Source organism: Paraburkholderia sp. EG286A (genome assembly GCF_040965375.1).
In the GTDB taxonomy this organism is placed as follows: Bacteria; Pseudomonadota; Gammaproteobacteria; order Burkholderiales; family Burkholderiaceae; genus Paraburkholderia.
This window is the reverse complement of sequence record NZ_JBFRCB010000003.1, coordinates 575,120-595,647: the sequence shown is the minus strand read 5'-3', so window position 1 is coordinate 595,647 and position 20,528 is coordinate 575,120. Positions and strand designations below refer to the sequence as shown.

The following is a 20,528-nucleotide window of genomic DNA, read 5'->3' as shown; positions in this document are numbered from 1 at the left end:
CCTAATGGAGCGAGACATGAAAAGAGTGCCTGTCAATAGCGGGTTTCCGATGATTCGCGGTGCCGTGATGGGTCCCATCGTGCGTGCCCTCGACGCCGCTGGTGCGGACTGCGATGCATTGCTGGCCGAGTTCGGACTGAGTCGCCGGCAGCTTTCCAATCCCTATGAAATCGTGGCGCTGGGGCGCTATGTGGGCGCGTTCGAACGCGCGGCGCAAGTGCTCGACGAGCCCTTTCTCGGCCTGCGTTTAGGCGCCGAATTGCAGCTCACGGAACTGGGGCCGGCTGGCCTCGTGTTCATGTCGTCGCCCACGCTCGGCGCCGCAATCCGTAAGTTCACCGATACGCTCGGCTCGTGGCAAAGCGCGACGGCCGTCGATCTCGTGAGCGACAACGCCTGGCCGATGTGGAGCTATCGCATCGCGCATACGCAGATCTGGCCGCGCCGGCAGGACGCCGAGTACAGCGTATCCGCCATGTGCCACATGATTCGCCAGGTGCGGGGCGCCGCGTGGACGCCGTGCGAGATTCATTTCGAGCACGCAGCGCCCGAGGACCTCAAGCCTTATTTGCGCCTCTTTCGCGTGCCCGTGCGGTTCCAGCAGCCGGCCAACGGCGTGGTCCTGCACCCGCACGATCTCGACACGCCGCTCAAGAGCGCCGACGTGCAGATGGCGCGCATGATGGAGCGCCATGCCACCGACCTCATTTCGCGCGACACGATCCCGCATACGCTCGTCGACCAGGTGCGCGATCTCGTGACGCGCCGCCTCGCGCGCGAGAAGCTCGTGGTCGGCGATATCGCGAAGGACCTCGGGCTTTCGGACCGCTCCTTGCAGCGGCATCTGGCCGACGCCGGCACCTCCGTGCGCCAGATCATTCGTGAAGAGCGCGAGCGCAGCGTGGCGGTGCTGCGCGAGCAGGAGGGCATGACCAACGCGGCCGTCGCCCGCGCGGTGGGTTATGCCGACGCCACGGTGCTATGGCGTGCGACGCGCAACTGGGGCCGTGCAGGCGCGAAACGAACCCGCTAGCGCGCAAATCGTGAAAGCTGACTGATGGCTTTCAGTAAGTTTGTGGGCTGAATAAAGTACGAATTCCCAGCTCGCGGCATTAATCAGGATGCCGAAGGTAATATCGACCGCTTCAGCGCGGTTAAGTGAAAACCCGCTCCAGCCCTGGCGCACTTTATCGAGTAATTGGCGCGTTGCGCCAGGTCGGCGAGTTTATTAGCTGCCTACCATGCGCTCAATCCGAATCGGGAAATTCGATTCGTCGAGCGCCGGAGGCACGCGGTTCTTCATCGTGTCGTATGGCGAACCCAGAACAGACACCAGCAGAGGCAACGATGAACGAACCGTATTCTTCTCCCGCTCACCTCGTTGGAGACAACGCGGCAGTGGACTCACAGCGCAGCCTGCTCGGGCTTTGGCAGATCGTCTTTCTCGTCATTTCCGCAGCGGCGCCGCTCACCGGCATGCTGGGCGCGGTGCCCCCGGCCATCAGCCTTGGCAATGGCGCGGGCATTCCCGGCGCATTCGTGATCGCGGGCGTGGTGCTGCTCGTGTTCAGCGTGGGCTTCGCTTCGATGAGCCGCCACATCGTGCGCGCCGGCGCGTTCTACGCGTACATCACGGCGGGTTTCGGCCGCCCCGTCGGCATGGCCGGCGCGCTCGTCGCGCTGCTCTCGTACACGAGCATCCAGATTGCGCTGTACGGCCTGTTCGGCTTCTTCTGCACGGTGGTGCTCGGGCCATTGCTGCATAGTTCGTTGCCGTGGTACGCGTATTCATTCGCGTGCCTCGTCGTCGTGCAGTTCACCGGCATTCGCGGCATCGACCTGAACAGCCGCCTGCTCGGCGTGCTCATGTGTCTCGAACTCGGCATCCTGCTGCTGCTGAGCCTCGCGATCGTGATTCATCATGGCGGACCGGACGGCCTCACGCTCGCGCCGTTTTCGCCGCGTCACGTCTTCAGCGGCCACCTCGGCATCGCGGTGATGTTCGCGCTCGCGTCGTTCATCGGCTTCGAGGCCACGGCGATCTACGGCAAGGAGTGCCGCGATCCGAAGGTCACGGTGCCGCGTGCCACTTATGTTTCCGTTACGCTGATTCTCGTGTTCTTTGCGTTCGTCACGTGGGCCATCGTCTGCGCCTACGGCATCAGTAACGTTGCGGACGTCGCGACGAAACAGCCAGGCGACTTCTGGTTCATCCAGTCGACGAAGTACCTGGGCGGCGCGATGACCACGACGATGAGCTTCCTGCTGCTTTCCAGCATCTTCGCGAGCCTGCTGTCGTTCCACAACACGATCGTGCGCTACATCCATGCGCTCTCGGGCGAGGGGATTCTTCCCGCGGTGCTCGATCGCCTGCATCCGAAGTATGGGTCGCCGTATCTCGCGAGCTATCTGCAGACGCTTTCGGTCGCGCTGCCGGTCGGCCTTTTCGTTCTCGCGGGCAGCGATCCGTTCAATATCGTGTTCAGCTGGGGCTCGGCGCTCGGCACCATCGGCATCGTCATGCTGCAGGCGGTCACGAGTTTTTCGGTGGCGGCGTTTTTCCGCACCACCAAGAAGGACACGCGCCTGTGGCACGCCTTCCTCGCGCCGGTGCTGGGCGGTTGCGGTCTGCTCTCCATCGGCATCGTGCTGATCGGCAATCTCGACGCGCTCGCCGGCTCCGATAGTCCCGTCGTGCGCGCGTTCCCGTGGGTCGTGCTCGCGGTGGCGCTGATCGGCGTGATGATCGCCTTCGTGCTCAAGCGTTCGCGGCCGGACATCTACGCGCGCTTCGGCCAATAACTAGACGCCCGGGACGCGCCTCGCGCCAAGCCCTCGATTCCCGCAGTTCCTGACTAGCGCGGCGCGCCCTCTGGCGCCGCGCTCCGGGCGCGCACGTGCATGCAGCGCAGCGGCCCACCTCTCTTGGACAAGACAACGACATGGCAAATCTCGTCAAGCGCTCGGCGCTGGCGCTGGCTTCGTGCGCCCTCGCGACTGGCGCACTCGCGCAATCTTCAGTCACGCTTTACGGCACGGTGGACGCGGGCCTCGTCTATTCGACCAACCAGCAGACCACGCACGCCGACGGCAGCACGAGCGGCCACGCCAACTGGCAACTGGGCGGCGGCAATCTCGTGCCGTCGCGCTGGGGTCTCACGGGCAGCGAGGACATCGGCGGCGGCACGAGCGTGAACTTCACGCTCGAAAACAGCTTCTTTTCGCAGAACGGCGCGCTATTGCAGGGTGGCACGCTCTTCAACCGCAACGCCTGGGTGGGCGTGGCGAACAGCCACTACGGCACGCTCACGCTGGGCCGCCAGTACGATCCGTTTTCCGACGATCTGGGCGCCTATGTGTCGAGCAACAACTGGGCGACGCTCTATGGCTCGCACTTTGGCGACGTGGATAACCTCAACGAAGCGTTCAATTTCAATAACTCGATCAAATACGTGAGCCCGAGTTTCGGCGGCTTCACGCTGGGCGGCCTGTTCAGTTTTGGCGGCGTGGCCGGCAACTTCTCGCAGAACCGCGGCTGGTCGGTGGCGGCGAATTACGCCAACGGGCCGCTTTCGCTTTCTGCAGGCTACCTCCAGTTGCGCAATCCGCTGCAGGCGGCGCTGGGCGGCGAGACCGGCTATATCGGCGACTTCAGTTGCAGCAACCCGAATGCATCGTACTGCGAACTGCAGAACGCGCAGCGCGTGAGCATTTTCGGCGCGGGTGGCTCGTACGCGTTCGACAAGGTCAGCGTGGCGCTCAGCTATACGCATACGCTCCTCTCGCAGAGTCTGTATTTCGCGGACGCGGCGCGGCCGCAGGGCGCGGACATCTCGTTCGATATTGCCGAACTCAACACGTCGTGGCAATACTCACCCGCGCTGCAGTTCGGCTTCGCGTATATCTTCAACGACGCGCATCCGGACGGTGGCTCGTCCACGCGGCTTCACCAGATCAACCTGGGCGCGGTCTACAGCCTCTCCAAGCGCACCGCAGTCTATGCGGTGGCGATCGGCCAGAAGTCGTCGGGGGCGGGTCTCGGGATCGATGCCGCGAGCGGCGCGACGCAGAACCTGGCGCAGATTCCGAACCTCGTGAATTCGAACACCGACAAGCAGCTTGCCGTGATCGCGGGCATTCGCCACAACTTTTGAGCGAAAAGCCATCGCGCATGATGCGCCGCGGCAACCCGCGGCGCGTACACGCTTGGCGCGACGCCCGCGCCGTTCGGCAGTAGAATGTTCGGGTCCGCTTTTCGTGTGAGCCCGCGCATGAAAGTTGCCTTGTTCGTCCCTTGCTTCATCGACGCGTTCTACCCCGAGGTGGCAATCGCCACACTGGAACTGCTGGAGCGTTTAGGCTGCGAGGTCGACTATCCGCTCGAACAAACCTGCTGCGGCCAGCCCATGGCCAACAGCGGCGCGCAGGCCGAGGCAGCCGGCGCGGAGCGCGTGTTTGCGCGCGCCTTCGCGGGCTACGACTATATCGTCGGGCCTTCGGCGAGCTGCGTGAATCACGTGCGCGACCACTTCACCGCGATCGAGCAGACCGAGACCGTGCGCAAGGTGCGCGAGAGCACCTACGAACTCGTCGAGTTCCTGCATGACGTGCTGGGCGTGCGCGAATTCCCCTGGGCCGAATTTCCCTGGCGCGTGGGTTTGCACAATAGCTGCAGCGCACTACGCCACTTGAAGGAAGCCTCGGTTTCGGAAATCGCGGGTCCGACCTTCTCGAAGCCGCTCGCGCTGCTCGAACATGTGAAGGGCATCGAGTTCGTGAAGCCGGCGCGCCCCGACGAATGCTGCGGCTTCGGCGGCACGTTCGCCGTGACCGAAGAGGCGGTGTCGGTGCGCATGGGTCAGGACAAGGTGATCGATCACGTGAGCGCGGGCGCGCAATACATCGTGTCGGCCGACATGTCCTGCCTCATGCACCAGCAGGGCTGCGCCGAGCGCATGAACGCGGACATCCGCTTCATTCATATTGCCCAGGTGCTGAACGGAGCGCGCGAATGAAGCGAGTCGAACACGCGAAGCTCGCCGGCACGTTTCTCTCGCGGCCCGAGCATGTCGCCTTCCACGACAAGCGTCTGTGGGACTTGCGCTCGAAGCGCGACGCCCAGGCGCATGCCATCCCCGAATGGGAAATGCTGCGCACGCTCGCCTCGCAAATCAAGGCGCATACGCTCTCGCATCTCGCCGACTACCTCGACCATTTCACGCGCACGGCGCAAGCCAATGGCGTGCAGGTCCATTTCGCGGATACGGCCGAGGAACACAACGAAATCGTTTATCGCATCCTGAGCGAGCGGGGCATGACCGCGCTCGTGAAGAGCAAGTCGATGCTCACCGACGAGTGCGAGATGCGTCCGTACCTGGAATCGCGCGGCATTTCGGTGATGGAGACCGACCTTGGCGAGCGCATCCAGCAGCTCGACAAGCAGCCGCCCAGCCATATCGTCGTACCCGCCGTGCACAAGCTGCGCGACGACGTGGCCGAAGTGTTCGGCCGCACCATCGGTACGGACCCGCACAACAACGACATTCACTATCTCGCGGAAAGCCAGCGTATGAATACGCGGCCGTGGTTCGTGCGCGAGAAGACGGCGGGCATGACCGGCTGCAATTTCGCGGTGGCCGAAACGGGCACGGTGGTGGTGTGCACCAACGAGGGCAACGCGGACCTTTCCGCCAACGTGCCGCCGCTGCACATCGTCTCGATGGGCATCGAGAAGCTGATCCCGCGTCTATCCGATCTCGGCGTATTCGTGCGCATGCTCTCGCGCAGCGCGCTCGGCTCGCCGATCACGCAATACACCTCGCATTTCCGCGCGCCGCGGCCCGGTGCGGAAATGCATTTCGTGCTCGTCGACAACGGCCGGTCCGAGCGGCTCGCCATGCCCGAGTTCTGGTATTCGCTCAAGTGCATTCGCTGCGGCGCGTGCATGAATACCTGTCCCGTGTACCGGCGCAGCGGCGGCCTCTCGTACGGCAGCACCTATGCCGGGCCGATCGGCGCGATCATCAATCCGACCTTCGACCTCAAACGCTTCAGTGCGTTGCCGTTCGCCTCGACGCTCAACGGCAGTTGCACGAACGTGTGCCCCGTGAAGATCAATATTCACGAGCAGATCTACCAGTGGCGGCAGGTCATCGCGGCACAGCACGAAGTGCCGTTCGTGAAGCAGGAAGTGCTGAAGATGGCTGGCCGCTTGCTCGGCAGTCCGACGCTTTATCGCGGCACGGTGAAATCGCTCGAGGGCGCGTTGCGGCGCTTGCCGAACTTCATGCTCTACAACCCGCTCAATATCTGGGGCAAGCAGCGCGATCTGCCACACGTGCCGCACACCACGTTTCATGCCTGGTACCGGAAAAACCGCAAGGGAGGCGGCGATGGCGGATCGTGAGGCGTTTCTCGCGCGCGTGCGCGCCGCGCAACCCGCGCACGAACCGTTGCCCGAGGTGCCGCTGTTCGAAGCGCCCGCCGGCGATCTACGCGAGCGCTTCGGCGTCGCTCTCAAACTGATGGGCGGCGGCGAGACGCAGGTGCAAAGCGCGGCCGAGGTGCGCGCCATGATCTTGCGCCGCTTTGGCAGCGAGGCGCGCATCGCATCGGCCACGCCGGAGGTGCCGGGCACGCGCGAGATCAGCGCCGCCACGAAACCGGCCTCGCTCGAAGACGTCGACGTGGGCGTGGTGCGCGCGCGCTTCGGCGTGGCGGAAACGGGATCGCTCTGGCTGAGCGAGCGCGAGTACGTGGTGAACGCGCTCGGCTATATCGTGCAGCATCTCGTGGTGCTGCTCGATCCCGCACAACTGGTGGCGGGGCTGCAGGACGCGTACCGGCGCGACGATTTTCGCAGCGCGCGCTATGCGGCGCTCGTCACAGGGCCGTCCGCGACGGCCGATATCGAAGGCGTGCTGATCCAGGGGGCACAAGGGGTGAGGTCGTTGACCGTGGTGTGGCTGCCGGCGCCGTGACGGTTGCACGCCATGGTCATCCACGTCCTTCTCCTGAGCGGCTTCCTTCTGGCGAGTATCGCGCTCGTGCAGGCGGTGAGCCTGCGCTGGTCGATTTCCGAATCGGTCCTGCTCGCCGCGTGGGGTTTCACGCTGGGCGGCATCTATCTCGTGAGCGGCGAGGCCTGGCCCACGCTCGCCGCGAACTTCGTGATGCCCGCGCTTGCGCCTCGACTGCCGCCCGAGGCTTACCTGTGGATCTTCCTGCCGCCGCTGCTATTCCAGGCCGCGCTCAGCGTGAACGTGCGCGAGATGCTCGGCGACGCGGCGCCCATTCTGCTGCTTGCCGTGGTGGCCGTGTTCGTGGCGACCGGCATGGTGGGCGGCGCGGTCCGGCTCACGGGCCTCGGTCCGCTCGCCGACGGCCTCCTGCTCGGCGCCATGATCGCGACGACCGACCCTTCCGCCGTGCTCGCCGTGTTCCGCGAAGTGGGCGCCCCCGAGCGGCTCGTGCGCCTCGTGGAAGGCGAGAGCCTGCTCAACGACGCGGCCGCCATCGCCATTGCCAGTGTGCTGATCGCCGCGATCACCGGAGACGCCGCCCATGTCTCGGCAACGTCCGCGCTGCGCGCGCTCGGCATCGCGCTCGGCGGCGGGCTGCTGGTCGGGGCGCTGGCCGGGCGCGCGTTCGCGTGGCTCCTGCCTGCGCTGGGCGGCGAGGGCAAAGCTGAGATCTCGCTCAGTTTCGCGCTGCCGTATCCGCTCTATCTCCTCGCCGACCAGATGTTGCACGTCTCGGGCGTGGTGGCCGTGGTCGCGGCCGGGCTCGTCATCAGCGGGCTGGGGAGCACGCGCCTGTCGCCTGTCAACTGGAAGCATCTGCAACTGATCTGGGAACAGATCGCGGCCATGGCGGGCGCGGCGATCTTTCTGCTCGCGGCCATGCAGATTCCGGCCACGCTGCGCAACGCGCAGTGGCTCGATCTCGTCGCGCTCGCCGTCGTGGTGGTGGCGGCGTTCGCGGCACGCGTCGTCGTGGTGTTCGGCATGCTGCCGCTACTGAGCCGCCTGCGGCTCACCGAACCCGTGAGCGCCGCCTACAAGCTCGTGATCGCCTGGGGCGGGCTGCGCGGTGCGGTGACGCTCGTGCTCGCGCTCGGCCTCGCGCAGGACACGGCGCTGCCCGATTCCACGCGCCGCTTCGTCGCGATCCTCGCGACGGGTTTCGTGCTCGTGAGCCTGATCGTGAACGGCACGTCGCTCAAGCTGCTGATCCGGCGGCTGCGCCTCGATCTGCTGTCGCCGCAGGAGCAGGCGCTGCAGCAAAAGGCGGTGCAGCTGTCGTCGATCGGCGTATCCGAGCGCGTGCATATGGCGGCGCGAACCTTTCACATTCCCGATGCGATCGCCGACCAGGCCTGCCATACGTTCCGGTGCAGCGTCGACATGAGCGCGACGGCATTCGATTTCGAAGCGGCGCTCTCGGACCGCGAGCGTCTCGTCATCGGCCTCGTGACCCTCGCGGCGAAGGAGCGCGACCTCATTCCGCAGTATGGCAGCGGCATCATTACGATCCGCAATCTCGACGCCATGATGCGCAACACCGACGCCATGATCGAAGAGGCGCGCGTGGGCGGGCGCCTCGGCTATCAGCGCGCGGCCGCAAAAATACTGGCGGATACGATCGAAATGCGCGTCGCGCGCCTGCTGTATCGCTGGCTGCGCGTGCGGCAGCCGTATGGCGACGCGCTCGCCGATCGCTTCGAACTCCTGATGTGTCGCCGCGTGGTGCTGCATCAGCTGATCGTCTTCAACGACCGCAGCTTGACGCCGCTGCTGGGCGAGCGTCTCGCGGCGTTGCTCAAGACGATACTCAAGGCGCGCATCGCGACGGCCGAGCATGGACTGGCGGACGTGCGCCGTTGCTTCGGCCAGGCTTCGGATGTGCTCGAGCGGCGCATGCTGCTGCTCTATGCGCTGCGGGAAGGGCGCGAACGCGTGCAGGCCATGTACGAGGACCGCTCGATTTCGAAGGAGATCTACGATTCGATCCGGCGCGAGCTGGACGCCGCGTGGAAGCTCGCAGTGCCGCGGGCGCATCCAGATCTCGTGCCGGGCGAGACCCACGCGAAGGAGATTCATACGCGCATCGACGCATTGAACGTTGGCGGCGCTGAGGCCTACGCAGAGCCGGCAAAGGCGCACACCGACACCGCCGCGCAGGTGCTCAACGCCGCCGCCGAGGAGCGCAGGCCGTCGCCATGACCGAAATCCAGTCGGCGTTGCTCGTGTTCGCGCTGCTGCTCGGCGGCACGGGGCTCGGCGTGCTGTTGCGGCCGCTATTGCCCGAGGAGCATCGCAAGCATGAAACCGTGCAGCTCGTGCAACTCGTGATCGGCATGCTGGTGACCTTTGCGGCGCTCGTACTGAGCCTCCTCACCGCGTCCGCGAAATCGAGCTTCGATACGGCGACCAACGACATGCGCGCCTACGCCGCCGACCTGATCCAGCTCGACCAACGCCTGCGCGAATACGGCCCCGATGCGGCCGCAGCGCGCACCTTGCTGCGCGCCTATACGGCAAGTGCCATTGCCTCGACCTGGGAGCAGGAGAAGCCGCCGCCGGGCAACTACTATCCGCACGATCCTGGCGTCGGCAACGACGAACTCGAAAGCCGGCCGCTCGGCGCGCTGCTCGACTCGGTGGGGCACGAGATCGAAACGCTCGCGCCACGCGACGCCTACCACCAGGCGCTCGTGAGCCCGCTCTCGCAGATGTTCGACCGCGTGACCGATACGCGCTGGCGTCTGATCGAAGAGGCGCATGGCACGATTTCGCGGCCGTTCTTCACGATGCTCGCGCTCTGGCTGATCCTGATCTTCCTGAGCTTCGGGCTCGTCGCGCCGCATAATGCGCTGGCGATCGTGCTGATCCTGCTTGGCGCGGTGTCGATTTCATCGGCGGTCTATGTGATCGCCGACCTCGATACGCCGTTCACGGGGCAGCTCGTGGTGCCGAGCGATTCGATGCGCGACGCGCTCGCGCACATGAATGCGCCGGCCACGTAGCGACGCGAGCGAGCCATTGCGCTAGACTCGCCCGACGTGACGCGTACAGGAAAGGAGGTTCGCAATGTTGCGCAAGATGCTCAATGCTTCGCGGCTGCAGGAGGAAGTGCACCGCCGCATCCACAAGCTCCAGGAGGTGGTCGACGACGGCGTGAAGATCGGCGTGCCGCGCCCGCAGCTGCAGGAGCCCGACCGCAGCGGCTGCAACTGGACGATGCAGCACCTTCATAACGCGGCTGGCTTCGAAGCGAGCGTGACGCGCGTGCTGGAGCAGGTGCAGGCCGAATACAACCTCGCGCAGGCAAAGGATGAAGCCGTGGAGGACGATGCCGGCGAGGCGGCCGACCCGCGCGATCCGTTCGGCGGAGCGAAGCGCGCCGCCGCACAGAATCCGTTTGGCGGATCGGAACCCGCGCAGGCCGCGAACCCGTTTGGAGAGGCGGGGCCGTCGGGCAAGCCCGATCCTTTCGGCAATACCACGCCCGAGAGCGAGGAAGCGCCGCCTGCGAAGGCCAAGCGCCCTGCGAATCCGTTCGGCGATTGATCGATGCGCCGCGCGCCGCCCAGTTCGAGCGGCGCGCGTGGCGCGATCTTCAGCTTTCTTCCGCAGCGGCCTTGCTGCGCGCGCGACGCGCACGCGACGGCGCTTTCCTGGCAGCGGGTTCGGCCGGCGCCGCTGCGGCGGCCGCCGGTTCCTCGCCGGTGCTGGCCGGCGTTTCGGCCGCTTTCTTCGCTGTCTTCTTGCGCGCAGGGCTCTTGCGGGCCGCCGTCTTGCGCGCTCGCGCGGGGGCGGGCGCGGCGGGCTCGACATCGGCAGCCGGCTCGGCTGCCGCATGCGCCTCGTAGGCCTCTTGCGGCGCGTGGGTGCTCTCGTTCGCGTCGAACGGCTCGGCGGAGAAGGGCGGCACGGCTTCGTGCCGATGCGCTGCCTGCGCGAGCGCCTCGACCGGCTCGAACGGAATTTCGCCTTGCGTCTCGACCGGTTGCTCGACGGCGGCTTCGCGCACGTCCGCGGCGCCGCTTCCGCGCCCGTTGCGACGGCCCTTGCGCCGGCCGCGCGGCTCCTCGGCACGCGCCGCCGGGCTTTCCGGCGCTGAGACGCTCGCGGCGGCAGCCGGGAGCGGGGGCGGGTTCAGCCGCGACACCCAGGTCCCCGACTTGTCGTCGCGGCCCACTTCGAGCAGGCCGCGCGACTGCGCCTCTTCGAGCAGGTTGCCGAATGCGCGAAAGCCGTAGCGCGTTTCGTTGAAGTCAGGCCGGCGGCGCTTGATGGCGCTCTTGAGCACCGAAGCCCAGATCTTGCCGCTTTCGCCACGCTCGAGCACGAGCGCGTCGAGCGTTTCGATCGCGAAGGCCACGGCCTTCGACTTGCGCTCGTCGCCGTCCTGCTTCGGCTGCCGTTCGTCGCCGCCCTGGCGTTTCGCGCCGCCGTCCTTGTTCTTGCCCTTGCCGTGCGCGTGCTGGTCGCGCACGAGCTCGCGCACCAGGTCGTCATAGAAGATGAACTCGTCGCAATTGGCGACGAGCAGGTCGGAGGTGGAGTGCTTCACACCCACGCCGATCACCTTCTTGGCGTTTTCGCGCAGCTTCGAGACGAGCGGCGAAAAGTCGGAGTCGCCGCTCACGATCACGAACGTGTCGACGTGCGACTTCGTATAGCAGAGATCGAGCGCGTCCACGACGAGGCGGATATCGGCCGAATTCTTGCCCGACTGGCGCACGTGGGGAATTTCGATCAGCTCGAAGCTGGCCTCGTGCATCGCGGCCTTGAAGCCCTTGTAGCGCTCCCAATCGCAATAGGCCTTCTTCACGACGATGCTGCCCTTGAGCAAGAGCCGCTCCAGCACGGGCTGGATATCGAAGCGGTCGATCTTCGCGTCGCGCACGCCGAGCGCGACGTTCTCGAAGTCGCAGAACACCGCCATGCTGACGTTTTCCTGGGGGGAAGCCATGTGATTGATTCGTTCCATCTACGGTGTGAATTCACATGATAGCCGGTTGCACCGCGGCGGGCCGGGAATCGCGATGGCCGTGAGTCGCCTGGCGCGCAGGTTGGTTGTGTGCGCAAGCATGGTTCCTTTGAACGTTTTTCGAGCGTGCGCTCGTAAAACGCAGTCTTTTTATATTTATCTAACAGCTCCTTAACAGGCGTGTAACACAACTTACATAGACTTTCCGCGAGTCAAAATCCGTCGGGTGTGTCCGACTTATAACGAGGGACAGTTGTGAAGAAAATACAGTCGCGCAGGGGTGCGCTCGCGATGCTGGCGAGCGTCGGCGTATTGGCGGGGTTATCTGGTTGCGGAAGCAACGGTTCGGACGGTGGACCGAAGGTCACCGGTCAGGTGCTCGGCAGCTATATCCAGAATGCGGCTATCTGCCTCGATGTGAACAACAATGGCAAGTGCGACCAGGGCGAGCCGGTCGCGCGCTCGGATGCCCAGGGCAAGTTCTCGATCTCCGATACGAGCAATGGGTCGTGGAAGTACATCGTTGCCGACCTGAACGGCGCCACGGAGAACGACGCATCGGGCAAGAACATGGGCACGGCGTTCAACAGCACGGCGACGTTCCGTTCGCCGCGCGGCGTCAGTTCAGTCAGCGCGATCACCACGCAGCTTTCGCAACTGATCGACAGCGGCCTGTCGCAGTCGGATGCTCAAACGCAACTGGCGAACAAGATCGGCACGACGCCGGACGCCCTGCTGGGCGACTTCAACACCAACGGCAACGCCGCGGTGAAGGCAGCGAGCGACCAGTACATTGCAACCGTCGCTTCGAGCAAGGCGATCAAGCACGTGTGGGTTATCGTGCTCGAAAACAAGAGCGCGGAATCGACGTACGGCACGACGGCCTCGGATTCGAGCCAGGACCCGTACCTGAAATCGCTGGTTCCGCAGGGCACGTACCTTTCGAACTACTACGGCACTGGCCACGTTTCGCTGGACAACTACATCTCGATGGTGTCGGGTCAGCCGTCGACGCACGACACCGAAACGGACTGCTTCCAGGTGTGGTCTGATGTCGTGGATGCCGGCAACGACTCGGCGAACCCCAAAGTTCTCAAGGCAGGTACGGACGTCAACGGCCACCAGAGTGGCGGCTGCGTGTTCCCGGCTCGCGTGCAGCATCTTGGCAACCAGATGGAACAAGCCAGGCTCACGTGGCGCAGCTACAACGAGGACATGGGCAACGACCTGAACCGTGACGGTACGAGGACCTGCTCGTTCCCGCGCCGAACCGCGCAGCTTGCGGGCACCGACCCGACGAAGGCTGTGGACGGCACGCAGTCCGCACAGGCGCCGTCTGCTTCGGGCGACGTGGTGAGCGACGAGTACGCAACGCGTCACAATCCGTTCCCGTATTTCCATTCGACCATCGATGATCTGGCGAACTGCGACGCGCACGTCGTCAATCTGCAGGACGATCTGGCAACGGATCTTCAGTCGATCGACACTACGCCGAACTTCTCCTTCATCACGCCGAACCTGTGTAACGACGGCCATGATGGTGACGGTACGGGTGCGGCGGGCAAGGGTTGCGCAAACGGCCAGCCTGGCGGTTTGACTTCGATTGACGCGTTCCTGAAGAAGACGATTCCGCTCATCCAGGCTTCGCCCGCGTACAAGCAGGACGGCCTGATCATCATCACCACCGATGAAGGCGTTGTGACCGGCCTCACGCCGACGACGCAAGTCAGTGCTGATGGCGCGACGCTCTCCCTGCTGATTCCGGAAATGGGCAATCAATGTCCTGGCTGCAACCAGCAAACGGGTCCGAACGTGACGCGTCCGGAACAGGTCACGATGTCGACGCTGCCGGTGGCTAAAGCAAGCTCGCTCGGCATTAACGCTGCGACGCTGCCTGCATCTATCCAGTACGTGTCGCTTGCGTTGAACTACATGGGAGTCGGTGGCGATCAGATTGGTACGCTTCTGCTGTCGCCGTTCATCAAGGGCGGCCATGTGGATAGCACGGGCTACAACCACTACGCGCTGCTGCGTTCGCTCGAAGACAACTTCGGCATGGGCTCGTATCTCGGCTACGCCGATGATGCATCGCTCCAGCCGATCTTCACGTCGGCCAACATCGATAACCGCTAATCCCTGGCGGTTGCACAAGTACTTTGTTGTCGTAGCCCGGTTCTCGGTTCGAACCGGGCTCTTTTCTTGATCCGTCATGCGCCAATTTCCTTTAAGGGCTGTTCTCGCAACGGCCCTTTGCATTTGCCTGCTTTCCGCATGCGACCAACATGCACCGGGCGCTCAAGCCGCCACGGTCGAAGCACGTGCGCCTGATCTGGCAGCCATCGGCAAGGCAGCGTTCTTCGATCCGTCGCTGTCGGCTTCCGGCAAGCAGTCATGCGCCTCCTGTCACAGCCCTGCGAATGCCTATGGGCCGCCGAACGGTCTGGCTGTCCAGTTGGGCGGTCCCAACCTCGATCACGCCGGACTGCGCGCGGCGCCGTCGCTGCGCTATCTGCGTGCTGTGCCTTACTGGACGTTCACGCAGGCAAATAGCCTGAAAGAGCGTCTCGAGGACGGAGACAATCAGCCCAGCGGCGGATACACCTGGGATGGACGCTACAACTCCCCCGCGGATCAGGCTGCATTTCCCCTGCTCAATCCGGATGAAATGGCAAACAGCAGCGCGGATGACGTGGCGCAGAAGCTGAGCAAGAGCGCCTACGCACAGCAGTTCCGCGAAGCATTCGGTCAGGACATTTTCTCGCGACCGGCGCAGGCGCTGGCGGACCTTGGAAAGGTATTGCAGGCATTCCAGTTCAACGATCCGTCGTTCGCGCCGTACTCCAGCAAGTTCGACCGGGTGCTCGACGGCAAGGATCATTTCACGCCACAGGAAGCGCACGGATTGGTGCTGTTCAGCGACCCGGACAAGGGCAACTGTGCAAGCTGTCACCTGATCAACAAAGGCGCTCACGGCGCGCATCCGACATTGACGGATTACAACTTTCAGACGCTGGGTGTGCCACGCAACATGGAAATTCCGGCCAACCGCGATCCGAACTTCTTCGACATGGGCTTATGTGGGCCGCTGCGTCAAGACGAGGCCAAGCAGCAGAAGTGGTTCTGCGGGATGTTCCGCACGCCCACGCTTCGCAACGTCGCCACGCGACGCGTCTTCTTTCACAATGGCATGTACCACACGCTCGAAGATTCGTTACGCTTCTATGTCGAGCGCGACACGAACCCGGAGAAGTGGTATTCGAAAGACGCGCACGGCCACGTCGTGAAGTTTGACGACCTGCCGAAGAATCTGCGCAGCAATGTGGATACCAAGACGGAGCCGCTGACGAATCACCTGGGCGCCAAGCCGGTCTGGTCAGACGCGGATATCCGCGACGTGATGGCGTTCCTGGATACCCTCACCGACGCGGACGCAAAGACGGTGGCTCGCTAACGTCGTTCAGAAAAAGGAAAAACCCGGTCAGTTTTTGAACCGGGTTTTTTTATGCGCTGACGAAGCGTTAAGCGCTGCTCGCCACGTAGCCGAGGAGGGCGCTCACGGCGTCCGCTTCGCGGCGTACGGCGCGTCCGTTCCGGCCCTCGGGCGTGGCGTCGAAACCGCCCGTGGCGCCCAGCGCCGTGAGCACGCCGCAGAGCTTGCCGGTGTGATCGAAGAGCGGCGCAGAAACGGCGCTGATGCCTTTGAGATTCGTGTCGCGCACGCTCGCGCAGCGCGCTTGCTGCACGTCGCGCCGCAGCGTGCCGATCGGATCGCTCGCACTCAGTTGCGCGCGCAACGAAGCGTCGGCGTGCGCGAGTTCTTCTTCAGCTTGCGCGAGCACGCGCGTGTCGTCGAGCAGGCCGAGAAACACGCGGCCCGTGGACGACCATAGCAGCGACATCACCGAACCCACCCGCACATTGACGGTCACGGGCAGCCCCGGCTCCTCGAAACGGATGATCGTCGGTCCCTTGTTGCCCATCACCGCGACGAATGACGTCACTTCGAGCGTCTCGCGCAGGCGCACGAGCGCGGGCTCCGCAATGCGCACCGGATCGGCCTGGCGCATGGCGGCCACGCCGATCATCATCGCCTCGACGCCGAGCCGATATTGCTGGGTGGCGGTGTCCTGCGCGACGAGGCCTTCCTCGATCAGGCTCACGAGATAGCGATGCACCTTCGCGGGACTCTCGCCCACGCAGGCGGCGAGACCCGAGAGGCTCGCGCGGCCGCCCAGGCGCGCGAGACCCTTGAGCACAGCCATGCCCGTTTGCGCGGATTGCACGCGCTGGCGGCGCTCGCGCGGCGCGGCTACGGCCTTCGTCTCTTTCGCGACTTTGGGGGACGTGGTGGCTTCGGAGATTTTTGCCGCAGGGCGACGGGGGGGGGGTTTCCTGCTTTCCATGCTGGGCGGAGAGGCTGGCGTATCGGTTGGGTTCACGCGGATTTTAGGGCGCGGAGCGGCAGCATAGTGCCTGCTGTGCTTGCACGTTAACCCCTATCTCGTAATTACGCAATGCGTACTAGAGTTACGCAAAACGTAATGCATGCAAGATGCAGGAGAGGCATATGAGCGAGACACCTTCCCCATCGACGGGCCGCTGCCCGTTCCCCCACGCAGCGAGTAACGACGCAAACGCCGCGCCGCGCTGCCCGGTCAGCGCCAATGCCGCAGAATTCGACCCCTTCAGCGACGGCTACCAGCAGGACCCGCCCGACTACGTGCGCTGGGCGCGCGAGCAGGAGCCCGTGTTCTACAGCCCGCAGCTCGGCTACTGGGTGGTCACGCGTTACGACGACATCAAGGCGATCTTTCGCGACAACCTCACTTTCTCACCGTCCATCGCACTCGAAAAGATCACGCCCACCGGTCCCGAGGCGAACGCGGTGCTGGAGTCGTACGGCTACGCGATGAACCGCACGCTCGTGAACGAGGACGAACCTGCCCACATGCCGCGCCGCCGCGCGCTGATGGAGCCGTTCACGCCCGAACATCTCAAGCACCACGAACCGATGGTGCGGCGCCTCACGCGCGAGTACGTGGACCGTTTCATCGACGCAGGCCGCGCCGACCTCGTGGACCAGATGCTCTGGGAAGTGCCGCTCACCGTGGCGCTGCATTTCCTGGGCGTACCCGAGGAGGATATGGACCTGCTGCGCAAGTACTCGATCGCGCACACGGTCAATACGTGGGGCCGGCCGCGCCCCGACGAGCAGGTCGAAGTCGCCCACGCGGTGGGCAACTTCTGGCAGTTCGCGGGCAAGGTGCTGGACAAGATGCGCCAGAATCCGGATGGCCCGGGCTGGATGCAATACGGCATTCGCAAGCAGAAGACGCATCCCGAAGTCGTCACGGATTCCTATCTGCATTCGATGATGATGGCCGGCATCGTGGCCGCGCACGAGACCACGGCCAACGCCACGGCGAACGCGATGAAGCTGCTGCTGCAGCACCCGCACGCGTGGCGCGAGATCTGCGAGGACCCGAGCCTGATTCCGAACGCGGTGGAGGAGTGTCTGCGCCACAACGGGTCGGTGGCGGCCTGGCGGCGCCTCGCGACGAAGGACGTGCAGATTGGCGGCATCGACATTCCGGCGGGCTCGAAGCTGCTTATCGTGACTTCCTCGGCGAATCACGACGAGCGTCATTTTGCCGATGCCGACCTGTTCGACATTCGGCGCGACAACGCGAGCGATCATGTCACATTCGGCTATGGCTCGCACCAGTGCATGGGCAAGAACCTCGCGCGCATGGAGATGCAGATCTTCCTCGAAGAGTTTACGCGTCGTTTGCCGCACATGCGCCTGGCCGAGCAGACGTTCACGTACGTGCCCAACACGTCGTTCCGGGGTCCCGAGCATCTGTTGGTGGAATGGGACCCCGCACGGAACCCCGAGCGCGCGAATCCGGCGCTGCTCGGCGCGCACGCGGCGGTACGCATCGGCGAGCCGTCGGCACACGCGCTTTCGCGGCCCGTGGTGGTCGAGCGTGTGGACGCCGTGGCCGAAGGCATCGTCCGTTTGCGACTCGTCGCGCCGGACGGCGGCGCGCTGCCGCGCTGGGCGCCGGGCGCGCATATCGACGTGGAGTGCGGCGACACCGGCATCTCGCGCCAGTACTCGCTGTGCTCGGACCCCGCCGACACGGGCGCGTTCGAGATCGCCGTGCTGCGCGAAACGCAAAGCCGCGGCGGTTCGGCCTGGATGCACGATACGCTGCGCGCGGGCATGCGCCTGAAGATTCGCGGCCCGCGTAATCACTTCCGGCTCGACGAAGCGGGGCGGCGCGCGATCTTCATCGCGGGCGGCATCGGCATCACGCCGGTGAGCGCCATGGCGCGCCGTGCGCGCGAGCTGGGCATCGACTACGAATTGCACTATAGCGGGCGCTCGCGCAAGACGATGGCGCTCGTCGACGAACTCGCGCGGCTGCACGGCGAGCGCCTGCATCTGCACGTTTCGGACGAAGGCACGCGCAACGACTTTGGCGCGCTGCCCGTGGACGAACATACGCGCGTCTACGCGTGCGGCCCCGCACGTATGCTCGAAACACTCGAAGCCTGCAGCGAGGCGTGGCCCGAGGATGCGCTGCGCGTGGAGCATTTCGCGGCGACCGGCGGCAAGCTCGACCCCTCGCAGGAGCACGCGTTCGAAGTCGAGTTGAAAGACTCGGGGCTCGTGGTCAACGTGGACGCAGACCAGACCGTGCTCGACGCGCTGCGCCGCGCGAACATCGACGTGCAAAGCGATTGCGAAGAGGGCTTGTGCGGCTCGTGCGAGGTGCGCGTGCTGGCGGGCGAGATCGACCACCGCGACGTGGTGCTCACGCGCGCCGAGCGCGACACGCAAACCCGCATGATGACCTGCTGCTCACGCGCGAAAAGCGGGCGATTGATCCTCGAACTTTAGTCGCCGCAGAGCGATCGAGGACGACCAAACAATATTGGAGACATTGCATGAACAAGGCGGTGGAGGTTACCGGCATCATCGACGAAAGCCGGTTCGGGCCGTATCAGCTACTCGTGGTCACGCTGTGCGCGTTGTGCCTCGTGATGGACGGCTTCGATGTGCAGGCGATGGGCTACGTGGCGCCGGTCGTGATCCGCGAGTGGGGCATTGCGAAGGAAACGCTCTCGCCGGTGTTCGGCGCGGGCTTGTTCGGCATGCTGGTGGGCTCGCTCACGTTCAGCACGCTCGCCGACAAGATCGGCCGCCGCCCGGTGCTGATCGGCGCGACCCTGTTCTTTTCCGCGTGTATGGTCGCGACGGGCTTCGCGCATTCGATCGCGGAGCTGGTGGCCTGGCGCTTCGTTGCGGGTCTGGGCCTGGGCTGCATCATGCCGAATGCGATGGCGCTCGCGGGCGAGTACAGCCCGCGCCGCATGCGCGTCACGCTCATGATGATCGTCTCGTGCGGCTTTACGCTGGGCGGCGTGGTGGGCGGCCTGATCACGGCGGCGCTGATTCCCGCGTTCGGCTGGCGCGCCGTGTTCTTCGTGGGCGGCGCGATTCCGCTCGTGCTCGGCGTGCTGATGTGGCTCGCGTTGCCCGAGTCGATTCAGTTCCTGCTGTTTCGCGGCCGTGGTGAGCAGACTCAGGCGCGCGTACGCCGCAATCTGTCCCGCGTGGCGCCCGCGCTCGCGTGGCCGGCCGGCGTGCAGTTCACGAGCGCGGAAACGCGCTCGCGCGGCGTGCCGTTCGTCGAGCTATTCAAGGAAGGGCGCGCGCGGGTAACCATGCTGCTGTGGGTCGTGAACTTCGCGAACCTGCTCGCCATGTATTTCCTCTCGAACTGGCTGCCGACCGTGATCCGCGACGCCGGCTATTCGACCCAGACCGCCGTGTTCGCCGGCACCGCGCTGTGGGGCGGCGGGGTGATCGGCACGCTTCTGCTCGGGCGCATCATCGACTTCGCGGGCTTTACGCGCGTGCTCGCCACGACGTTCCTGATCGCGATCGTCTCGACGGCCGCCATCGGCAATCCGGCCGTGATGGTCTCCGTGGCCGCGATGTTCGTGGCGATCTTCGTCACGGGCTTTACGATCATCGGCGGCCAACCCGCGCTCAACGCGCTCGCCGCGACCTACTATCCGACCTCGCTGCGCTCGACCGGCATCGGCTGGAGCCTCGGCGTGGGGCGTATCGGCTCGGTCGTTGGCCCGGTGCTGGGCGGCGCGCTCCTGCACCTGCAATGGTCGTCCTCGGCGCTCTTTCTCGCGGCTGCCGTGCCGGCCTGTGTGTCGCTCGCGGGCATCGTGGCGATTCATCGGGCGAATGGCGCTTCCAGGGGCACGATGGGAGGCGAGCGTGCGGCGGCGCAGATGGAGTGACTGGCGCCAGCGCCTGCGCAGGGCCGCGCCGGTGCCTCGTACGCGTCACGCACGAGGGCTGAGCGCCCGCCAGGCACGCAGCCGGTCGAGCAGATAATCGCCTCGAAGCTCCGGCCATCGGGGTGAATTACGACTTCTCGGCAGACGAATGCCGGCTTTCTCGAAAACGAATTGTTGGCAGGCCGCGCCTGAACCACACTGAT

Annotated in this window: 14 protein-coding genes and 1 pseudogene; 13 read left to right on the top strand and 2 right to left on the bottom strand. The window is 65.0% G+C overall.

Annotation, left to right across the window (positions count from 1 at the left end; translation table 11 throughout):
• Window positions 1-16 precede the first annotated feature (16 nt).
• The 9 genes and pseudogenes from AB4Y35_RS15420 to AB4Y35_RS15380 all read left to right on the top strand — a co-directional run.
• On the top strand, window positions 17-1,033 hold the full coding sequence (locus AB4Y35_RS15420; protein WP_342921927.1) for an AraC family transcriptional regulator: 1,017 nt from the start codon (window positions 17-19) through the stop codon (window positions 1,031-1,033).
• Window positions 1,034-1,347: 314 nt separating this feature from the next.
• On the top strand, window positions 1,348-2,802 hold the full coding sequence (locus AB4Y35_RS15415) for an APC family permease (protein WP_368704979.1): 1,455 nt from the start codon (window positions 1,348-1,350) through the stop codon (window positions 2,800-2,802).
• Between the two features lie 140 nt (window positions 2,803-2,942).
• Entirely contained in the window at window positions 2,943-4,154 is a 1,212-nt protein-coding gene (locus AB4Y35_RS15410; protein ID WP_368704978.1) for a porin, read from the top strand.
• Between the two features lie 117 nt (window positions 4,155-4,271).
• A complete protein-coding gene (locus AB4Y35_RS15405) occupies window positions 4,272-5,015 on the top strand; it encodes a (Fe-S)-binding protein (protein WP_368704977.1) in 744 nt (247 codons plus the stop codon).
• On the top strand, window positions 5,012-6,406 hold the full coding sequence (locus AB4Y35_RS15400) for a lactate utilization protein B (protein WP_368686543.1): 1,395 nt from the start codon (window positions 5,012-5,014) through the stop codon (window positions 6,404-6,406). The genes AB4Y35_RS15405 and AB4Y35_RS15400 overlap by 4 nt, the downstream gene beginning before the upstream one ends.
• Window positions 6,393-6,980 (top strand): lactate utilization protein C, encoded by a 588-nt coding sequence (locus AB4Y35_RS15395; RefSeq protein ID WP_368686542.1) that lies wholly within the window; start codon window positions 6,393-6,395, stop codon window positions 6,978-6,980. The genes AB4Y35_RS15400 and AB4Y35_RS15395 overlap by 14 nt, the downstream gene beginning before the upstream one ends.
• A 12-nt stretch (window positions 6,981-6,992) precedes the next feature.
• Window positions 6,993-9,224, top strand: a complete 2,232-nt coding sequence (locus tag AB4Y35_RS15390) for a cation:proton antiporter (protein ID WP_368704976.1) — start codon at window positions 6,993-6,995, stop codon at window positions 9,222-9,224.
• Window positions 9,221-10,027 carry a hypothetical protein gene (locus tag AB4Y35_RS15385; RefSeq protein WP_324162908.1) on the top strand — a complete coding sequence of 269 codons (807 nt, stop codon included), beginning with the start codon at window positions 9,221-9,223 and terminating at the stop codon, window positions 10,025-10,027. The genes AB4Y35_RS15390 and AB4Y35_RS15385 overlap by 4 nt, the downstream gene beginning before the upstream one ends.
• Window positions 10,028-10,091: 64 nt before the next feature.
• A pseudogene (locus tag AB4Y35_RS15380) lies at window positions 10,092-10,325 on the top strand (hypothetical protein); the annotation flags it as partial.
• A gap of 295 nt (window positions 10,326-10,620) precedes the next feature.
• On the opposite strand, the gene AB4Y35_RS15375 reads toward AB4Y35_RS15380, so the two are convergent.
• Complete coding sequence (locus AB4Y35_RS15375; RefSeq protein WP_368704975.1) at window positions 10,621-11,979, bottom strand: NYN domain-containing protein; 1,359 nt, start codon at window positions 11,977-11,979, stop codon at window positions 10,621-10,623.
• Window positions 11,980-12,252: 273 nt separating this feature from the next.
• Here AB4Y35_RS15375 and AB4Y35_RS15370 point away from each other — a divergent pair, with 273 nt between their 5' ends.
• Both AB4Y35_RS15370 and AB4Y35_RS15365 read left to right on the top strand, forming a co-directional pair.
• The gene (locus tag AB4Y35_RS15370; RefSeq protein ID WP_368704974.1) at window positions 12,253-14,130 is read left to right on the top strand and encodes an alkaline phosphatase family protein; all 1,878 of its coding nucleotides are present in this window, start codon (window positions 12,253-12,255) and stop codon (window positions 14,128-14,130) included.
• A gap of 76 nt (window positions 14,131-14,206) precedes the next feature.
• Window positions 14,207-15,448 carry a cytochrome-c peroxidase gene (locus AB4Y35_RS15365; protein ID WP_368704973.1) on the top strand — a complete coding sequence of 414 codons (1,242 nt, stop codon included), beginning with the start codon at window positions 14,207-14,209 and terminating at the stop codon, window positions 15,446-15,448.
• A 67-nt stretch (window positions 15,449-15,515) separates the two neighbouring features.
• Here AB4Y35_RS15365 and AB4Y35_RS15360 read toward each other — a convergent pair whose 3' ends face one another.
• Complete coding sequence (locus tag AB4Y35_RS15360; RefSeq protein ID WP_368704972.1) at window positions 15,516-16,400, bottom strand: IclR family transcriptional regulator; 885 nt, start codon at window positions 16,398-16,400, stop codon at window positions 15,516-15,518.
• A 164-nt stretch (window positions 16,401-16,564) separates the two neighbouring features.
• Between AB4Y35_RS15360 and AB4Y35_RS15355 the strand changes: the two genes are divergently transcribed.
• Complete coding sequence (locus AB4Y35_RS15355; RefSeq protein ID WP_368704971.1) at window positions 16,565-18,904, top strand: cytochrome P450/oxidoreductase; 2,340 nt, start codon at window positions 16,565-16,567, stop codon at window positions 18,902-18,904.
• A gap of 47 nt (window positions 18,905-18,951) precedes the next feature.
• On the top strand, window positions 18,952-20,325 hold the full coding sequence (locus AB4Y35_RS15350) for an MFS transporter (protein ID WP_368704970.1): 1,374 nt from the start codon (window positions 18,952-18,954) through the stop codon (window positions 20,323-20,325).
• Window positions 20,326-20,528: the final 203 nt, after the last annotated feature.

Excerpts from the sequence above, each read along its gene's own strand:
- AB4Y35_RS15350 (WP_368704970.1), top strand. The coding sequence starts at position 18,952 with ATGAACAAGGCGGTGGAGGTTACCGGCATCATCGACGAAAGCCGGTTC.
- AB4Y35_RS15400 (WP_368686543.1), top strand. The coding sequence starts at position 5,012 with ATGAAGCGAGTCGAACACGCGAAGCTCGCCGGCACGTTTCTCTCGCGG.
- AB4Y35_RS15375 (WP_368704975.1), bottom strand. The coding sequence starts at position 11,979 with ATGGCTTCCCCCCAGGAAAACGTCAGCATGGCGGTGTTCTGCGACTTC.
- AB4Y35_RS15410 (WP_368704978.1), top strand. The coding sequence starts at position 2,943 with ATGGCAAATCTCGTCAAGCGCTCGGCGCTGGCGCTGGCTTCGTGCGCC.
- AB4Y35_RS15405 (WP_368704977.1), top strand. The coding sequence starts at position 4,272 with ATGAAAGTTGCCTTGTTCGTCCCTTGCTTCATCGACGCGTTCTACCCC.
- AB4Y35_RS15360 (WP_368704972.1), bottom strand. The coding sequence starts at position 16,400 with ATGGAAAGCAGGAAACCCCCCCCCCGTCGCCCTGCGGCAAAAATCTCC.
- AB4Y35_RS15355 (WP_368704971.1), top strand. The coding sequence starts at position 16,565 with ATGAGCGAGACACCTTCCCCATCGACGGGCCGCTGCCCGTTCCCCCAC.
- AB4Y35_RS15390 (WP_368704976.1), top strand. The coding sequence starts at position 6,993 with ATGGTCATCCACGTCCTTCTCCTGAGCGGCTTCCTTCTGGCGAGTATC.
- AB4Y35_RS15395 (WP_368686542.1), top strand. The coding sequence starts at position 6,393 with ATGGCGGATCGTGAGGCGTTTCTCGCGCGCGTGCGCGCCGCGCAACCC.
- AB4Y35_RS15365 (WP_368704973.1), top strand. The coding sequence starts at position 14,207 with ATGCGCCAATTTCCTTTAAGGGCTGTTCTCGCAACGGCCCTTTGCATT.
- AB4Y35_RS15415 (WP_368704979.1), top strand. The coding sequence starts at position 1,348 with ATGAACGAACCGTATTCTTCTCCCGCTCACCTCGTTGGAGACAACGCG.
- AB4Y35_RS15385 (WP_324162908.1), top strand. The coding sequence starts at position 9,221 with ATGACCGAAATCCAGTCGGCGTTGCTCGTGTTCGCGCTGCTGCTCGGC.
- AB4Y35_RS15420 (WP_342921927.1), top strand. The coding sequence starts at position 17 with ATGAAAAGAGTGCCTGTCAATAGCGGGTTTCCGATGATTCGCGGTGCC.